The 15943-nt window shown below is 57.2% G+C and carries 13 protein-coding genes; 8 read left to right on the top strand and 5 right to left on the bottom strand.

Annotation, left to right across the window (positions count from 1 at the left end; all coding sequences use genetic code 11):
• Positions 1-165 precede the first annotated feature (165 nt).
• The 7 genes from ACQ3G7_RS08910 (at position 166) to ACQ3G7_RS08880 (ending at position 8483) form a co-directional block, all read left to right on the top strand.
• Positions 166-741, top strand: a complete 576-nt coding sequence (locus tag ACQ3G7_RS08910) for a TetR/AcrR family transcriptional regulator (RefSeq protein WP_430889573.1) — start codon at positions 166-168, stop codon at positions 739-741.
• A gap of 130 nt (positions 742-871) precedes the next feature.
• Complete coding sequence (locus ACQ3G7_RS08905) at positions 872-1993, top strand: efflux RND transporter periplasmic adaptor subunit (protein WP_430889572.1); 1122 nt, start codon at positions 872-874, stop codon at positions 1991-1993.
• Entirely contained in the window at positions 1993-5100 is a 3108-nt protein-coding gene (locus ACQ3G7_RS08900) for an efflux RND transporter permease subunit (protein WP_430889571.1), read from the top strand. Before ACQ3G7_RS08905 ends, ACQ3G7_RS08900 begins: the two co-directional genes overlap by 1 nt.
• Positions 5101-5102: 2 nt before the next feature.
• Entirely contained in the window at positions 5103-6467 is a 1365-nt protein-coding gene (locus tag ACQ3G7_RS08895; RefSeq protein WP_430889570.1) for an efflux transporter outer membrane subunit, read from the top strand.
• Between the two features lie 46 nt (positions 6468-6513).
• The gene (locus ACQ3G7_RS08890) at positions 6514-7683 is read left to right on the top strand and encodes a multidrug effflux MFS transporter (RefSeq protein ID WP_430889569.1); all 1170 of its coding nucleotides are present in this window, start codon (positions 6514-6516) and stop codon (positions 7681-7683) included.
• Between the two features lie 69 nt (positions 7684-7752).
• Positions 7753-8070, top strand: a complete 318-nt coding sequence (locus ACQ3G7_RS08885) for a type II toxin-antitoxin system HigB family toxin (RefSeq protein WP_430889568.1) — start codon at positions 7753-7755, stop codon at positions 8068-8070.
• Positions 8067-8483 (top strand): helix-turn-helix domain-containing protein, encoded by a 417-nt coding sequence (locus ACQ3G7_RS08880; RefSeq protein ID WP_430889567.1) that lies wholly within the window; start codon positions 8067-8069, stop codon positions 8481-8483. The genes ACQ3G7_RS08885 and ACQ3G7_RS08880 overlap by 4 nt, the downstream gene beginning before the upstream one ends.
• 2 nt (positions 8484-8485) lie before the next feature.
• Here the strand turns inward: ACQ3G7_RS08880 and ACQ3G7_RS08875 are convergent, their stop codons facing one another.
• Genes ACQ3G7_RS08875 through ACQ3G7_RS08855 form a run of 5 tightly spaced genes read right to left on the bottom strand, consistent with a single transcriptional unit; the run spans position 8486 to position 13252 of the window.
• A complete protein-coding gene (locus ACQ3G7_RS08875; RefSeq protein WP_263098201.1) occupies positions 8486-9379 on the bottom strand; it encodes a MurR/RpiR family transcriptional regulator in 894 nt (297 codons plus the stop codon).
• An 11-nt stretch (positions 9380-9390) separates the two neighbouring features.
• Positions 9391-10338, bottom strand: coding sequence for an iron-siderophore ABC transporter substrate-binding protein (locus tag ACQ3G7_RS08870; RefSeq protein ID WP_430889566.1), 948 nt, complete (start codon positions 10336-10338; stop codon positions 9391-9393).
• A gap of 15 nt (positions 10339-10353) precedes the next feature.
• Positions 10354-11406: a FecCD family ABC transporter permease gene (locus ACQ3G7_RS08865; RefSeq protein WP_430889565.1), complete on the bottom strand. Its 1053-nt coding sequence runs from the start codon at positions 11404-11406 to the stop codon at positions 10354-10356.
• Positions 11403-12428, bottom strand: coding sequence for a FecCD family ABC transporter permease (locus ACQ3G7_RS08860; protein ID WP_430889564.1), 1026 nt, complete (start codon positions 12426-12428; stop codon positions 11403-11405). The genes ACQ3G7_RS08865 and ACQ3G7_RS08860 overlap by 4 nt, the downstream gene beginning before the upstream one ends.
• Positions 12425-13252 (bottom strand): ABC transporter ATP-binding protein, encoded by an 828-nt coding sequence (locus ACQ3G7_RS08855; RefSeq protein WP_430889563.1) that lies wholly within the window; start codon positions 13250-13252, stop codon positions 12425-12427. The genes ACQ3G7_RS08860 and ACQ3G7_RS08855 overlap by 4 nt, the downstream gene beginning before the upstream one ends.
• Positions 13253-13654: 402 nt before the next feature.
• On the opposite strand from ACQ3G7_RS08855, the gene ACQ3G7_RS08850 reads away from it, so the two are divergent.
• Positions 13655-15814: a TonB-dependent siderophore receptor gene (locus ACQ3G7_RS08850; protein WP_430889562.1), complete on the top strand. Its 2160-nt coding sequence runs from the start codon at positions 13655-13657 to the stop codon at positions 15812-15814.
• The last annotated feature ends 129 nt before the right edge of the window (positions 15815-15943 follow it).

The following is a 15943-nucleotide window of genomic DNA, read 5'->3' as shown; positions in this document are numbered from 1 at the left end:
TTTCCCTGCGCAATTTTCCATACTTCTTCATTATTTCTTCATAATGTCATTTTTTGTAAATTGCCATTATTTGCGCAGAAAATACTTACCCGTAAAACATAAATTCGTTTACTCTACTCGCAGATGAGAACGATCATTCTCAAATCGAATTCACGAGGGTCAGACATGCAGCCGAAAACATCGCAGGAACAACGCCATCAGCAGCGCAAAGATGAGATCATTGCCGCTGCCCGCAGGCGTTTTCGTGCCAGCGGTTTTCATGCCGCCAGCATGTCGCAAATCGCCCTCGAAGCGCAGCTCAGCGTAGGGCAGATCTACCGTTACTTCGTGAGTAAAGACGCGATCATTGAAGAGATGATCCGCCGCATCATTGACTACCGCATTGCGGAGATGGAAAACAAGACCGAGACCAGCCACCTGCCAGAAACGCTGGCCTGGCGCCAGTCTTTGAGCCCGGATGATGATGCGCTGATGCTGGAGATGGCCGCAGAAGCGACCCGCAATCCGCAAGTCCAGGCCATGATGATCGAAGCCGACGCCCGTATGTTTGAGAACGCCTGCAACCATATGCAAAGCCGACACCCGCATCTGAGCGCGGAGCGTGTCCGCTGTTGCGTGGAGTTACTGGCGGCACTGATGGAAGGCACCACCTTGCGCCGTTTAACACCGCAAAAATGCGACCCAACGCAATTACAACTGTTGTATCAGGAAATCACCACGATGCTTTTTGCAGACAAATAAATAACTCAAAAAAATAAGGGAATATAAACCTTAACCTACATATTGCTATATCCAATATATAGCACATCCGCCTGCGCCTTATCCTGTTTAAAAAAACGGGCAGGCTTCGCTCATGCCAGGAAAAAGAGAAATGAAGTTAATAAAAACAACGTTAGTGGCCGCCCTCGCCCTTGTTGGTTGCGATAATGCCACCCCACCTGCACAACAACCGGCCCAGGAAGTCGGCGTGGTGACCTTAAAAAGCCAGCCGCTCGCCATCGCCAGCCAGTTGACAGGCCGCACGTCCGCTTTGTTGTCGGCTGAAGTCCGTCCGCAGGTTGGCGGCATCATCCAGAAACGCCTGTTTACGGAAGGCGATACGGTAAAGGCCGGGCAGGCACTTTACCAGATCGATCCTTCCAGCTACCGCGCGGCGTTTGATGAGGCCGACGCTGCGCTGAAGCAAGCGCAAGCGCTGGTGACGTCTGACTGCCAGAAAGCAACCCGCTATGCGCAATTGGTGAAAGAGGATGGCGTATCACGCCAGGATGCCGACGATGCGCAATCCACCTGCGCGCAGGACCGCGCCAGCGTGGCCTCGAAAAAAGCCGCGCTGGAAACCGCACGCATCAATCTGAACTGGACTACCGTCACCTCGCCGATTGCCGGGCGTATTGGCATCTCTTCCGTGACGCCTGGCGCGCTGGTAACGGCAGAGCAAACCACGGCGCTGGCAACCGTGCGCGGGCTGGACAGCATGTACGTCGATCTCACCCGCTCAAGCGTTGATCTTCTGCGTTTACGTCGGCAAGCGCTCGCCAGCGACAGCAATACCCTGAGCGTCACGCTGACGCTGGAAGATGGCAGCACCTACAGTGAAAAAGGGCGTTTAGCGCTGACCGAAGTCGCCGTTGATGAAGCGACCGGTTCCGTCACCCTGCGCGCCGTGTTCCCGAACCCGCATCATCAACTGCTGCCGGGGATGTTTGTTCGCGCCCGTGTGGAAGAAGGGGTGATGGACAACGCGATCCTCGCACCGCAGCAAGGGATAACCCGCGACGCCAAAGGTAACGCCACCGCGCTGGTGGTCAACGCACAGAACAAAGTGGAACAACGCACCCTCGAAACCAGCGACGCCTACGGCAATAAATGGCTGGTGGTGAAAGGCCTGCAAAGCGGCGACAAGCTGATCGTGGAAGGCACCGATAAAGTCGCCGCGGGCTCAGCGGTTAAGGCCGTTGAGGTCCAGGAAGCGAACGGAGGAAAAGCCTGATGTTCTCCAGCTTCTTTGTGCGACGCCCGGTTTTTGCCTGGGTGATCGCCATTCTGATCATGATGGCCGGTATTCTGGCGATCCGCACGCTGCCCGTAGCGCAGTATCCGGATGTTGCGCCACCGGCGGTCAAAATCAGCGCCACCTATACCGGTGCGTCGGCGCAAACGCTGGAAAACAGCGTCACCCAGGTTATCGAGCAGCAACTCACCGGGCTGGATAACCTGCTCTACTTCTCCTCAACCAGCAGTTCAGATGGTGAAGTGAATATCACCGTAACCTTTGAGCAGGGAACCGACCCGGATACCGCCCAGGTTCAGGTGCAGAACAAAGTGCAGCAGGCGGAATCCCGTTTGCCGACCGAAGTGACCCAGTCCGGGGTGACGGTCGTGAAATCCCAGAGCAACTTCCTGTTGATCATGGGGTTGTACGATAAAACCGATCGTGCCACCAGTTCCGACATCGCCGACTGGTTGGTCAGTAACATGCAGGATCCGCTGGCCCGTGTGAACGGCGTCGGTAGCCTGCAAGTGTTCGGCGCGGAATACGCGATGCGCATCTGGATGGATCCGAACAAACTGGCCTCCTACTCGCTGATGCCGTCGGATGTCGAGTCCGCCATTGAAGCGCAGAACGTGCAGGTCTCCGCCGGTAAAATTGGTGCGCTGCCATCGTCCAACAGCCAGCAGTTAACCGCCACCGTACGCGCCCAGTCGCGCCTGCAAACGGTAGCGCAGTTCCAGGACATCATCATCAAGAGCGAAAGCAGCGGCGCGGTGGTGCGTGTGAAAGATGTCGCCCGCGTCGAAATGGGCAGCGAAGACTACAACGCCATCGCCAAACTGAACGGTCACCCGGCGGCCGGTCTGGCGGTGATGCTGGCACCGGGCGCAAACGCGCTGGATACCGCCACGCTGGTGAAAGATAAAATCGCCGAGTATCGCCATAGCATGCCGCAGGGCTATGACGTGGCGTACCCGAAAGACAGCACAGAATTCATCAAAATCTCCATCGAGGACGTGGTTAAGACGCTGATTGAAGCCATCGTACTGGTGGTCTGCGTGATGTACCTGTTCCTGCAAAATATCCGCGCTACGCTGATTCCGGCGCTGGCGGTGCCGGTGGTGCTGCTGGGTACGTTTGGCGTGCTGGCGCTGTTTGGTTACTCCATTAACACCCTGACGCTTTTTGCGATGGTGCTGGCGATAGGGCTACTGGTGGATGACGCCATCGTGGTAGTGGAAAACGTCGAGCGTATTATGCGCGACGAAGGCCTGCCCGCCCGCGAAGCAACCATCAAGTCGATGGGTGAAATCTCCGGCGCGCTGATTGCGATTGCGCTGGTGCTCTCCGCCGTCTTCCTGCCGATGGCTTTCTTTGGCGGCTCAACCGGGGTGATTTACCGTCAGTTCTCGGTCACCATCATCTCGGCGATGGCGCTGTCAGTGGTGGTGGCGCTGACGCTGACACCCGCGCTGTGCGGCGCGGTGATGCAACACAGCGTACCGCATAAAAAAGGTTTCTTTGGCGGCTTCAACCGCTTCTACAACAATACCGAGCACAAATACCAGCACGGTGTTATGCACGTTTTGCGTCGCGCAGTGACGGTCATTGGCACTTACGCGGTGCTCTGCGCAGCAATGGCGTTTGTCATGTGGCGACTGCCTGGCAGCTTCCTGCCCACGGAAGATCAGGGCGAAATCATGGTGCAGTTCACTCTGCCTGCGGGCGCAACGGCAAACCGCACTGAAGAGGTCGCCAACCAGGTAACCGACTGGTTCCTGAATAAAGAGAAAGCCAACACCGAAGCGATCTTTACCGTTACCGGCTTTAGCTTCAGCGGTAGCGGGCAGAACGCCGGGATGGCCTTCGTCTCACTGAAAAACTGGTCCCAGCGCGTGGGATCGGAAAACACCGCACAGGCCATTGCATTACGCGCCAGCCGCGAGTTGAGCAGCATCCGCGATGCCAGCATCTTCGCCATGACGCCGCCGTCTGTGGATGGTCTGGGTCAAAGTAACGGTTTCACCTTTGAACTGCTGGCCAGCGGCGGCACCGATCGCGACCAGTTGCTGAAATACCGTAACCAGTTGCTGGGCAGCGCGAACCAGAGCGCGGAACTGCATGCCGTGCGCGCTAACGACCTGCCGCAGATGCCGCAGTTGCAGGTGGATATCGACAGCAATAAAGCCGTGGCATTAGGCCTGTCGCTGAGCGATGTCAGCGATACGCTCTCCAGCGCCTGGGGCGGCACCTACGTGAATGACTTTACTGACCGTGGCCGTGTGAAAAAGGTCTATATCCAGGGCGATAGCGACTCGCGATCCGCACCGTCCGACCTCAACAAATGGTATGTGCGCGGCAGCAACAGCGACATGACGCCGTTCTCTGCTTTCGCCACCACGCACTGGGAGTACGGCCCGGAACGCCTGGTGCGTTACAACGGTTCAGCGGCCTATGAGATCCAGGGCGAAAACGCCACGGGCTTCAGCTCCGGCGTGGCGATGACCAAAATGGAAAACCTGGCCGACAGCTTGCCAGCGGGGACAACCTGGGCATGGAGCGGTCTTTCATTGCAGGAAAAACTCGCCAGCGGCCAGGCCATGAGCCTGTACGCCATCTCAATTATGGTGGTCTTCCTCTGCCTGGCGGCGCTGTATGAAAGCTGGTCGGTGCCGATTTCGGTGATTCTGGTGATCCCGCTGGGTGTGCTGGGTGCTGCGCTTGCCGCCTGGATGCGCGGACTGAGTAACGACGTGTACTTCCAGGTGGCGCTGCTGACGACTATCGGCCTGTCGTCGAAAAACGCCATCCTGATTGTGGAGTTCGCCGAAGCCGCGGTACAGCAAGGCAGTTCCTTGTCGCGTGCCGCCCTGCGCGCCGCCCGTACCCGTCTGCGCCCGATCATGATGACCTCGCTGGCGTTTATCGCCGGGGTGATGCCGCTGGCGGTTGCGACAGGCGCCGGGGCGAACAGTCGCGTCGCCATCGGTACCGGCATTATCGGCGGGACGTTAACGGCAACGCTGCTGGCCATCTTCTTTGTTCCTCTGTTCTTTGTACTGGTGAAAAAATTGTTCGCCGGTAAACGCGCACGTCAGGAGTAATTATGTTGCGTATCAGTGTTCTTTTTCTGGCCCTGCTCAGCGCCGGTTGCGTCTCGTTAGACCCAACCTATGAGCGCCCGCAGGCGCCAATCCCGGCGACGCTACCGGGGACCAGCGGCCAGGCGCAAGCCGTGGCCACCGACTGGCAGCAAATTGTTAACGATAAGCGCCTTAAACAGGTGGTTAGCGACTCGCTGACCAAAAACCGCGATGTGCAAAAAGCGATTGCGGATATTGATGCAGCACGCGCCCTGTATGCGGAAGACCGCTCAGCATTGTTCCCGACGGTCAATGCCGAGCTGAGCAATACCCGCAGCCGGACTGTTGCCAGCGGCCTGACCAATAGCGCCGAAGCGGATGGCGCGGTGTCCAGTTTTGAGCTGGACCTGTTCGGCCGTAACCAGAGTCTGACCCGTGCTGAGCGTGAAACCTGGCTTGCCAGTGAATATACCGCGCAGAACACCCGTCTCAGTCTGGTGGCGGAAATCACCACCGCCTGGATAACGCTGGCGGCGGATAACAGTAATCTTGCGCTGGCCAAACAGACGATGGAAAGCGCGCAAAACTCGCTGAATATCGTCAAACGAAAACAGCAGGTTGGCGTGGCAGCGGCGAGCGATATTGCCGATGCCATGGCGGTATTCCAACAGGCGCGCGCCAGCGTCGCCAGCTATCAGACGCAAGTGGTGCAGGATAAAAACGCCCTCAATCTGCTGGCAGGCGACACCGTGGCAGATTCCCTGCTGCCGGGAACGCTGGAAAGCCTGGCGGATAACAGCATCACCCTGACGCCTGCTGGCGTCTCGTCTTCCGTCCTGCTGCGCCGCCCGGATATTCAGGAAGCGGAACATAATCTGCTGAGCGCCAATGCCAACATTGGCGCGGCACGGGCAAACTTCTTCCCGACCATCTCACTGACCGCCAGCGCAGGCGTGGGCAGCGATTCGCTCTCCTCCCTGTTTAGCCACGGCATGAAGGTATGGTCATTTGCGCCGTCCATCTCCCTGCCGCTGTTTACCGGCGGCAAAAATACGGCGGAGCTGCGCTATGCTGAAGCGGAGAAGAAAGGGCTGATCGCCACTTACGAGAAAACCATTCAGAGCGCGTTTAAAGATGTCGCCGATGCGCTGGCCCGTCGTGAAACGCTGAATGAACAGCTCGATGCGCAGCGCCAGTACGCAGCGGCAGAGCAGAAATCGCTGGATATCGCCCAGCGTCAGTACAATGCCGGCACCGGCGATTACCTGTCCGTGCTGACCGCACAGCGCGCATTGTGGACGGCGCAGGAGTCACTGATTTCACTCCAGCAAACCGACCTGGAAAACCGCGTGACCCTCTGGCAATCACTGGGCGGCGGCGTGCGTTAATGGTTTTGCGCCGGGTTTTTCCGGCGCACTCTTTTCGGAGTTTGTTATGTCACGGATATCCCCTGCGTATGCCATCGTACTTGGCATGCTGACGGCCATCGGGCCAATTTGTACCGACCTTTATCTGCCCGCCCTGCCGGACATCACCCGGCAAATGGACACCACCAACACCTTAACCCAGCTCTCACTGACGGCGTCATTGATTGGACTGGGCCTTGGGCAGCTCTTTTTCGGCCCGCTAAGCGACAGAATGGGGCGCAAGCGCCCGTTGTTGCTGTCGTTACTGCTGTTTATCGTGTCGTCGGTACTGTGCGCCAGCACGCAGGATATCCACTGGCTGATCTTCTGGCGCTTTGTTCAGGGGATTGCTGGCGCGGGCGGCTCCGTCCTCTCCCGCGCCATTGCCCGTGATAAGTATCAAGGCACGCTGTTAACGCAGTTTTTCGCCCTGCTGATGACCATTACCGGCATCGCCCCTATTGTCTCCCCCATACTCGGCGGGTATATCACTTCGTTACTGCACTGGCGCGCGTTGTTCTGGACCATGGCGGTCATCGGCGTGGTACTGGTGCTCTGCGCCACGCTGCTGTTAAAAGAGACATTACAGGAAAAAAGCAGCGGTGAAAGTTTGCTGAAAACGTCGCTGATCGTGCTGAAAAACAGGCAGTTTTCCACCTTCTGCTTTATTCAGGCGTTTATGCTGGCCGGGTTGTTCTCATATATCGGTTCCTCGTCGTTTGTCCTGCAAAACGAATACGGTCTGACGCCAATCCAGTTCAGCCTGGTGTTTGGCGTTAACGGCGTGGGAATGATTATTTCCGCGTTGATTTTCGCCCGCCTGGCGCGGCGCATCAGTGGTGCGACGCTGTTAAAAAACGGTCTGGCGCTGGCGGTGCTGCTGGCGCTGATGACCGCCGTTTTTGCCTGGCTCAATATGGCGGTGCCGGCACTGGTGGGGCTGTTTTTCACCGTTGCGGTCAATAGCGGTATTTCGACCATTGCCGGATCGGCGGCGATGAACAGCGTCGACGCACGCCATTCCGGTACCGCCTCGGCACTGCTGGGGATGTTGATGTTTGTTTTTGGCGGCATCGCCACACCGCTTTCCGGCCTTGGCGGCGAAGCCATGTGGAAAATGAGTATCGCCATTGTGCTGGCTTACAGCGCTGCAATGGTGATCCATATTTGCGGGCGACAGCGTAGCCAGAGACAATGATAAGTTGACAAAATGGCAACCAGAGAATAGTGTTGACTTATTGGCAACGGACTCAGAGGACAAGCAGGGATGCATTTAATATCAATGAAAGCCATTCAGGAAGCGATACATCGTTTTCCTCAGTACAGAGGCGAGCTCCTTACGCTGGCGAAAACAATTGAACAAGCGAACTGTCCCACACCGGACGAGCTGAAAAAATTGTACCCAACGCTGGATAACTTTAAATACCTCAGTAAATATTATGTCATTGATATCGCAAACAATAACCTCAGACTGGTGGCCCTGATATTCTTCGAAAGCCAAAAGTTCTATGTTCGCCACATCTTCACACACAAAGAATACGACCGCTTTACCGAACAACATCGTACGAAGGGGAAGAAAAAATGATTGTCGCTGACGCCCTGAAAGCAACCGATGCGTTGATTGCTGCCGTTCCCCTGTTGGGAGAACATCCGAGTGAGAAAGACTATCAGGATGCATTAGAACTGGTGGAACATCTGTTAATAGACAATCCCGGTAGTCCTCTGCTGGACATCGTTTGTGCAAAGATCAGTGCCTACGAGAATAATCAGCCTGAGATTATTGCCTTACGTGAAGAAATGGCATCCATCCCTGCCGGTCTCGCGGTACTCAGAACGTTAATGGATCAGTACAAACTCACGACATCTGATTTTCAGGATGAAATTGGTGGCAAATCCATGGTCTCAAGAGTGCTGAACGGCGAGCGACAGCTCAACATCAATCACATCAAGAAATTAGCTGTACGTTTTGGCCTGTCGCCGCTGATGTTTATTTCCTGAACCTAGCCCTTCTTTCCGCCCGGTTTTAACCCACGGTGAAACTCATTAATGCGTTTCACCGTTTTAATGGCCCGTTGCGAGGTGGCGGACGCCACCGACAGGATAATCATCTCCAGGCACAGTAATACCGTGCCGTGCAGCGGAATTTTGCCCTTCTCGCCGCCACGCGGCACGTGGATCACCACATCCGCCTCCTGGCTAAAGCGCGAATCCACGGCATTGGTCAGTAAAATAACCGGAATGCCCAGCCGTCGCGTCTCTTTCAAAGTGGTCAGCCCTTCACGATGCGCGGATTTCTGCGCCATCATGATCATCACATCACCGCGTTGCAGGTTGATGAGCTGCTCCGACAAGGCGATCCCCGTACGGTTGAGCGGCGTGGCAGGCAACCCGATGCGGCTGAACAACCGGGCGGTGTACTCCGCCAGAATGCCCGATGCGCCAATACCGAAAATCGCCACCTGTCGCGCCTCCACCAGCAAGGCGACAGCCTGAGCAATGGCGTAGCGGTTATCCGGCGCGGAGAGGATGTCACACGTGTGTTGATGCCCTTCCAGCACAAAATCGATCCCGGAATTCACATCACAGGAGAGCGCATTCACCGTGGTGGTCATCTTCTCGGCGGATGAGATAGCCGGGCCAAACCAGTGCTCCAGCGTCTGCTTTAAATCCCGCAGCCCGGCAAAACCCAGCGCCTGAATCGCGCGCACCACCGTCGCGTCGGAGGTCTGCGTCGCCGCCGCGATTTCAATGGCGGTATGCTCCAGCACCCCTTCCCGGTTTTCATTGATATAACGTGCAACGGCCTGCAAGCGCGGCGACAGCGTATGCGCCCGCGCCCGAAAGCGCTCACCGTAGACATCCACGCGACCTTTGGCTTTTTTGGTGTTCAGCATGCTTATTGCCCTTATTTCGTCACTGGCAACGGCCGCCCGGCAATCTGCGATTGCACCTGCGCCACCATCAGGCTCAGCGAGGCAAAGGAGTTGGAGATCGCCTCTTCACGCGAGATCAGCACATAGCGCCCGCTACGACAGGCATTAAGAAAATCGCACCAGCCCGGCATCACGGCATCCATCGCCGCTATCTCATCCTGCGGCTTACCGCCGGTATCGCCGCGCCAGGTAGCAAAGACAAAATCCGCGTCCAGCTCCGGCAGTCGCTCCGCACTGACGTCAATGCGCCCGCCGTCAGGGATGCTCTCAATAAGCGGTGGGAAACGGAAACCGGCATCGCGCAATACGCGCCCCAGAGAGTGGTAACTGTGCATGGCGTTGATTTTGCCGTTATTCGCCTGGATAACCGACACGGTAATATTACGCGTGTCGATGGTCTGTTTCAGCGCCGCGATCTGCGCCTGGTAACGCCGCTCAAGGATCGCCAGCCTGGCCTGCGTGCCGGTCAGTTGCGCCAGTTTGCGGTAAATCTGCGGCGCGCCGCCGTCCAGATGATCGATGCTCACCGTCGGGGCGATCTTCTCCAGTTGCTCAACCGGCGTATTACGGCTGGGTTCGGTAATGATCAAATCCGGCTTTGCCGCAGCAACCGCTTCAATATCAATATCCGCCGAGCCGATAAATTTTATGTCCGCGTTATCAAAGTCGACCCCGGTCAACATGGCGCTGGAGCGCAGCGTATGCGTTCCGTCCGGGCGGGTACGCCCGTGACTGGCCACCGGCGGGACGCCGAGTTCGATCAGCGGGATGGTGATGTCAAGATCGTGCAGAGAAACGATCCGTGTTGGGTGCAGTGGCACGGTGACCACACGGCCCAGATCGTCGGTAAAAGCCTGCGTCGGTTGTGCGGCGCTGACGCTTAGCCCCACCAGCAGCAAAAGTGAAAGAAGTAAGCGCATACTGCTCCTCAGGATCTATAAACGATCCCGCCGCTGCCACAGCAGCAACAGGAAAAATGGCCCGCCGACCAGCGAAATCACAATCCCGGCGGGAATTTGCAACGGTGCAAAGGCCAGCCGACCGAGCGAATCCGCCAGCAATACCAGCAAGCCGCCCAGCATGGCGCTGCCCCACAGCAACGCGCGCTGTCCGCCGCGTAGCAGAAAGCGCGCCATATGCGGGGCAATCAGACCAACAAATCCCATGCTGCCGACGCAGGAGACCGTGGCGGCGGTCAGCAACACCGGGGCGATAATGCGCAGCAGTTCAAGTCGCGCCAGGCGGACGCCGAGGCCGGTTGCGGCCTGCTTTCCCAGCAACGCCACATCGGCAGCGCGCGCCGTTAACAGCAGGATCAGCGTTGCAGGCAGCGCCCAGCACAGCGCGACCACCAGCAGCGGCCAGGTGGCGGCATGCAGACTTCCCGCCAGCCACATCATCGCGGTTTGCACATCGCGCACATCAGCGGTGGTCATAAACACGCCGATACCGGCGGCAAAGGTCCAGGAGACGCCAATCCCCAGCAAGACAAAACGCGGGCGCGAAACATCCCGCGCCAGTCCCATAACCAGCCCTGCCGCCAGCAGACCGCCCGCCATACCCGCCAGCGGACGCCACACCACCCCCACCGCAGGGAAAGCAAGTACCAGCGTTAATACCACCACGCTGGCCCCCTCTTTCACGCCAATCAACCCCGGATCCGCCAGCCCGTTACGGGTTATCGACTGCATCGCCGCCCCCGCCATACCGAGCATCGCGCCGCACAACAGCGCCATCAGTACCCGGGGAAAACGAATATCCCACACCACATACTGTTGCTCTGCGCTAAGCGTTGCGGGGTAAAACAGCGCGCGACCTATTGCCGATGCCGGCACGGGTAACGAACCTTGCGTGACGCCACAGAGCAGCAGCACCAGCGCCAGCACGCCAAGCCCGGTAAGCCAGAACAGTGCTTGCGGGCGTAACAAACGGGAAAAACTGCCGATGCGCACGCCACACAACCCGGTGTGGTGAAGCCTTCCCTTCATTTAAAGAACCTCGCCACCAGCGCAATAAACAGCGGCGCGCCGACCAGCGCGGTCATCACACCCGTCGCCAGTTCCTGCGGCGACAGCAACATCCGGGCGGCGATATCCGCCAGTAATAACAGTAACGCGCCACTCAGCGCCGACAGCGGCACCACGGCGCGCAAATCGTCCCCGGCGAACCGACGCACCATATGCGGCACCACCAAGCCGATAAAACCAATGGGTCCGGCTACCGACACCGCCGCGCCGCACAGCAACGCAATAGCCAGCAGCGACAGCACGCGGGTGCGCGCCAGCGACACCCCCAGGCCACGCGCCATATTGTCACCCAGCGCCAGCATATTCAGCGATGGCGACAACCAGAGCGCCAGCACAAACCCGGCCAGCGCGGCGAAAGCCGCATGCTGAATCAACGCCCAGTTCAGCCCGGCGAGATCCCCCGCCAGCCAGGTGCGCATGCTCAACAGCGTTTGTTCATCAAGGATCAGGATCGCCGCCGTAATGGAGGAGGCGAATGTCGACAGCGCCACGCCGCAGAGCGTTACTTTCATCGGCGTAAACCCCGCACGCCCCGCCGCAGAGAGTGCCATCACCAGCGAGAAGAGCGCCGCAGCGCCGCCTGCGGCAATCAGCGGGCGGCTGAAAGGGGAATCCCCAAGGCTGACGCCAAGTGCAGTGGTCGCTACCACGGCCAGTGCCGCGCCGGCATTGAGGCCCAGAATATGCGGTTCGCCTAATGGGTTGCGGATCACCGACTGCAACAGCGCCCCGGCAACACCCAGCGCCGCACCGGTAAACAGCGCCGCAACCAGACGTAGCAGGCGCAGGCTGACGATCACGCGATGATCGAAATTGCGGGCATCAAAATCCACCAGCGCCCGGATAACCGCAGGCGGCGCAATATAACGCGCGCCCAGCCCCAGATGCGCAATACCCGCTGCCAGCAACAGCAGCAGTAACACAACAAACGTCATCCCTGTACGCCAGGAACGGCGGCGGGCGGCAAGCGGCACAGCGCTCACGCGCCGTCTCCGTAAGGTTTACGGAAGGGCATAAAGAAGGGTTTTCCGGTTAGCGGGTTCACCGACATCTGCACGTCAACATCGAAGACGCTTTTGATCAGCTCTGGTGTGCAGTTATCCCCTTCGTGGAGCACGCCCTGTAAGCGCCCTTGTTTGAGAAACACCAGCGTGTCGGCGTAGTTCACCGCAAAGTTAAGATCATGCAACACCACCACGACTGTCCGTTGATGATGGCGCGTCAGCGAATGCAGCAGTTCGAGGATCTCCACCTGGTAGCGCAGATCGAGAAAGGTGGTGGGTTCATCCAGCAGGATCACCGGCGTTTGCTGCGCCAGTGCCATTGCGATCCAGCAGCGCTGGCGTTGCCCGCCGGAGAGGCTGTCGACGGGCTGATGGGCAAACCCGGCGGTCCCGGTAAGATTGAGCGCTTCCAGTACCGCCAGTTCATCGTCTTCCGACCACTGGCGCATAAAGCTCTGCCACGGAAAACGCCCGCGCGACACCAGCTCAAACACGGTGAGCCCTTCCGGTACAATCGGCGACTGCGGCAGAATGCCTAACTGGCGGGAGACGGCTTTGGTCGGCTGTTGGTGAATGGCTTTGCCATCAAGCAGCACGCTGCCGCCAAGCGGTTTCAGCATGCGGGCAATGGTGCCAAGCAGCGTGGATTTGCCTGAACCGTTCGCCCCCACCAGCACAGTCATCTTCCCGGCGGGGATGGTCAGGTTGATATTGTCGACGATAACCTGTTGGTGATAGCCCGCGGATAACGCCTCCAGTACGATTCCTTGTTCTGCAGTTAGATTTTCCACTGACTGTGGCATGACGCGCGCTACCCTTACAAATAAAAATAAATATCATTCTCTTTTCGATATTGCCGTTTGCCACTGTAGTAGTCAAGCCTGATGATGAGATAAACCCGCAACGTTTTCAGGGCTGTCACTACAACAGAAACCCATCAAACATTTTTAAATTTATCTTTTTATATTCAATTAATTAGACATTGAAAGTTCGAATCTCAACCGGCTTATTTGGCGCGGAGAAGCGCTGTAGCGAAATTCTTTCTTTTTCCATTTACTACTACAAAACGCCATGATTGAATGATTCTCAATTACATATCTGAAACCACAGTAGCGGTTAACGGATAGATTGATGCAAAAGAGCAATTACTAAAAAAACGTTCACTCCTGCATGGCTCGCAGGATCCTTTCGGGAAAGTAGATTACATGGCTGAGTTAACTCGTTGTATTACCGGGCTGAAAGGTCGCGCGCTGTTCTCCGCGATCTTTTTGGGATCGGTCTTCACTCCATTTACGCACGCGGCGACCAAAACTGATCAGACCAGCGACGGCGATACCCTTACGGTGCTGGCAGACGCCTCCTCCGCCGATAAACAGGCGACATCCGGCTATCAACCACTGAATACCTCCACCGCTACGCTGACCTCAATGCCGATGCTGGATATCCCGCAGGTAGTCAACACCGTGAGTGATGAAGTGCTGGAAGATCAGCACGCCACCAGCCTCGACGAAGCGCTGTATAACGTTAGTAACGTGGTGCAGACCAACACACTGGGCGGTACGCAGGATGCGTTTGTCCGCCGGGGATTTGGCGCCAACCGCGATGGTTCCATCATGACCAACGGCCTGCGCACCGTAGTGCCACGCAGCTTTAATGCCGCCACGTCGCGCGTGGAAGTACTGAAAGGCCCGGCTTCCACGCTGTACGGGATCCTCGATCCCGGCGGGCTTATCAATGTTGTCACTAAACGCCCGGAAACCACTTTTGGCGGCTCGATCTCGGCCACCTCTTCCAGTTTCGGCGGCGGCACCGGGCAGTTTGACGTCACCGGTCCGATTGAAGGAACGCGGCTGGCGTATCGCCTGATTGGCGAGTACCAGAATGAAGATTACTGGCGCAGTTTCGGCAAAGAAAAAAGCACCTTTATCGCCCCGTCGTTGACCTGGTTTGGTGATAACGCCACCGTCAACGTGATGTATTCACATCGCGATTATCAGACACCGTTCGATCGTGGCACCATCTTCGATCTCACCACCAAACAGGCGGTGAACGTCGACAGAAAAACCCGTTTTGATGAACCGTTTAACATCACCGATGGCGAATCCGATATCGCGCAATTAAATGCCGAGTACCGCTTCAACAGCGCATGGACCGGAAAAGTCGAGTACGGTTACAGCCAGGATAAGTACAGCGACAACCAGTCGCGCGTGATGGCCTACGATGCGAAAACCGGCAACCTGACCCGCCGCGTCGACGCAACCCAAGGTTCGACCCAGCGCATGCACAGCACGCGGGCGGATCTGCAAGGGAATGTGGATATCGGCGGCTTCTACAATGAGATCCTGACGGGTGTGTCGTATGAATATTACGATCTGCTGCGTACTGACATGATCCGCTGTAAAAACGTCAAAGATTTCAATATCTACAACCCAACCTACGGCAACGCCAGCAAGTGTACATCGGTTTCTGCCTCCGACAGCGATCAGACCATTAAGCAGGAGAGTTACTCCGCCTATGCGCAGGACGCGCTGTACCTGACCGACAAATGGATCGCCGTCGCCGGGATGCGTTATCAGTACTACACGCAGTATGCAGGCAAGGGCCGCCCGTTCAACGTCAACACCGACAGCAGCGACGAGAAATGGACGCCGAAATTCGGCCTGGTGTACAAGCTGACGCCGTCGGTTTCGCTGTTCGGCAACGTGGCAAAAGCGTTTATGCCGCAGTCGTCTATCGCCAGCTATATTGGCGATCTGCCGCCGGAGACGTCAACGTCTTACGAAGTGGGCGCGAAATTTGACCTGTTCGACGGTGTTACTGCCAATATCACTGCATTTGATATCCATAAGCGCAACGTGCTGTATAGCGAGATCGTGGGTGATGAAACGGTAGCGAAAACCGCCGGTCGCGTACGCTCGCAGGGCGTGGAGATGGATCTGGCCGGTTCGCTGACGCCGAACATGAATGTGATCGCCAGCTACAGCTACACCGCAGCCAAAGTGCTGGAAGACCCGGATTATGCGGGTAAACCGCTGCCGAACGTTCCGCGCCACACCGGTTCCCTGTTCCTGACGTACGACATTCATAATGTGTTTGCCGGGAATACACTGACCCTTGGCGGCGGCGGCCACGGTGTAAGCCGCCGTTCAGCCACCAACGGCGCAGATTACTATCTGCCGGGCTACTTTGTTGCCGATGCGTTTGCCGCTTATAAAATGAAGCTGCAATACCCGGTAACCTTACAGGTAAACCTGAAAAACATCTTCGATAAGACCTATTACACCTCGTCTATCGCCACCAATAACCTGGGTAACCAGATTGGCGACCCGCGCGAAGTGCAGTTTACGGTGAAGATGGATTTCTGATGTCACGACAAGAATGGTGTTAGAGATTTGCCCCGCATGATGCGGGGCTTTTTTTTATCTGCGCGCCGGATTGCCCGATGGCAGCTTCTCTTATCAGTCCCTACGCACGCCCCCATGAACACCGGTTCA

The sequence above is a fragment of the Kosakonia sp. N21 genome (assembly GCF_050587465.1).
In the GTDB taxonomy this organism is placed as follows: Bacteria; Pseudomonadota; Gammaproteobacteria; order Enterobacterales; family Enterobacteriaceae.
The sequence above is the reverse complement of the archived record's forward strand: the minus strand, read 5'-3'. Positions and strand labels throughout refer to the sequence as shown.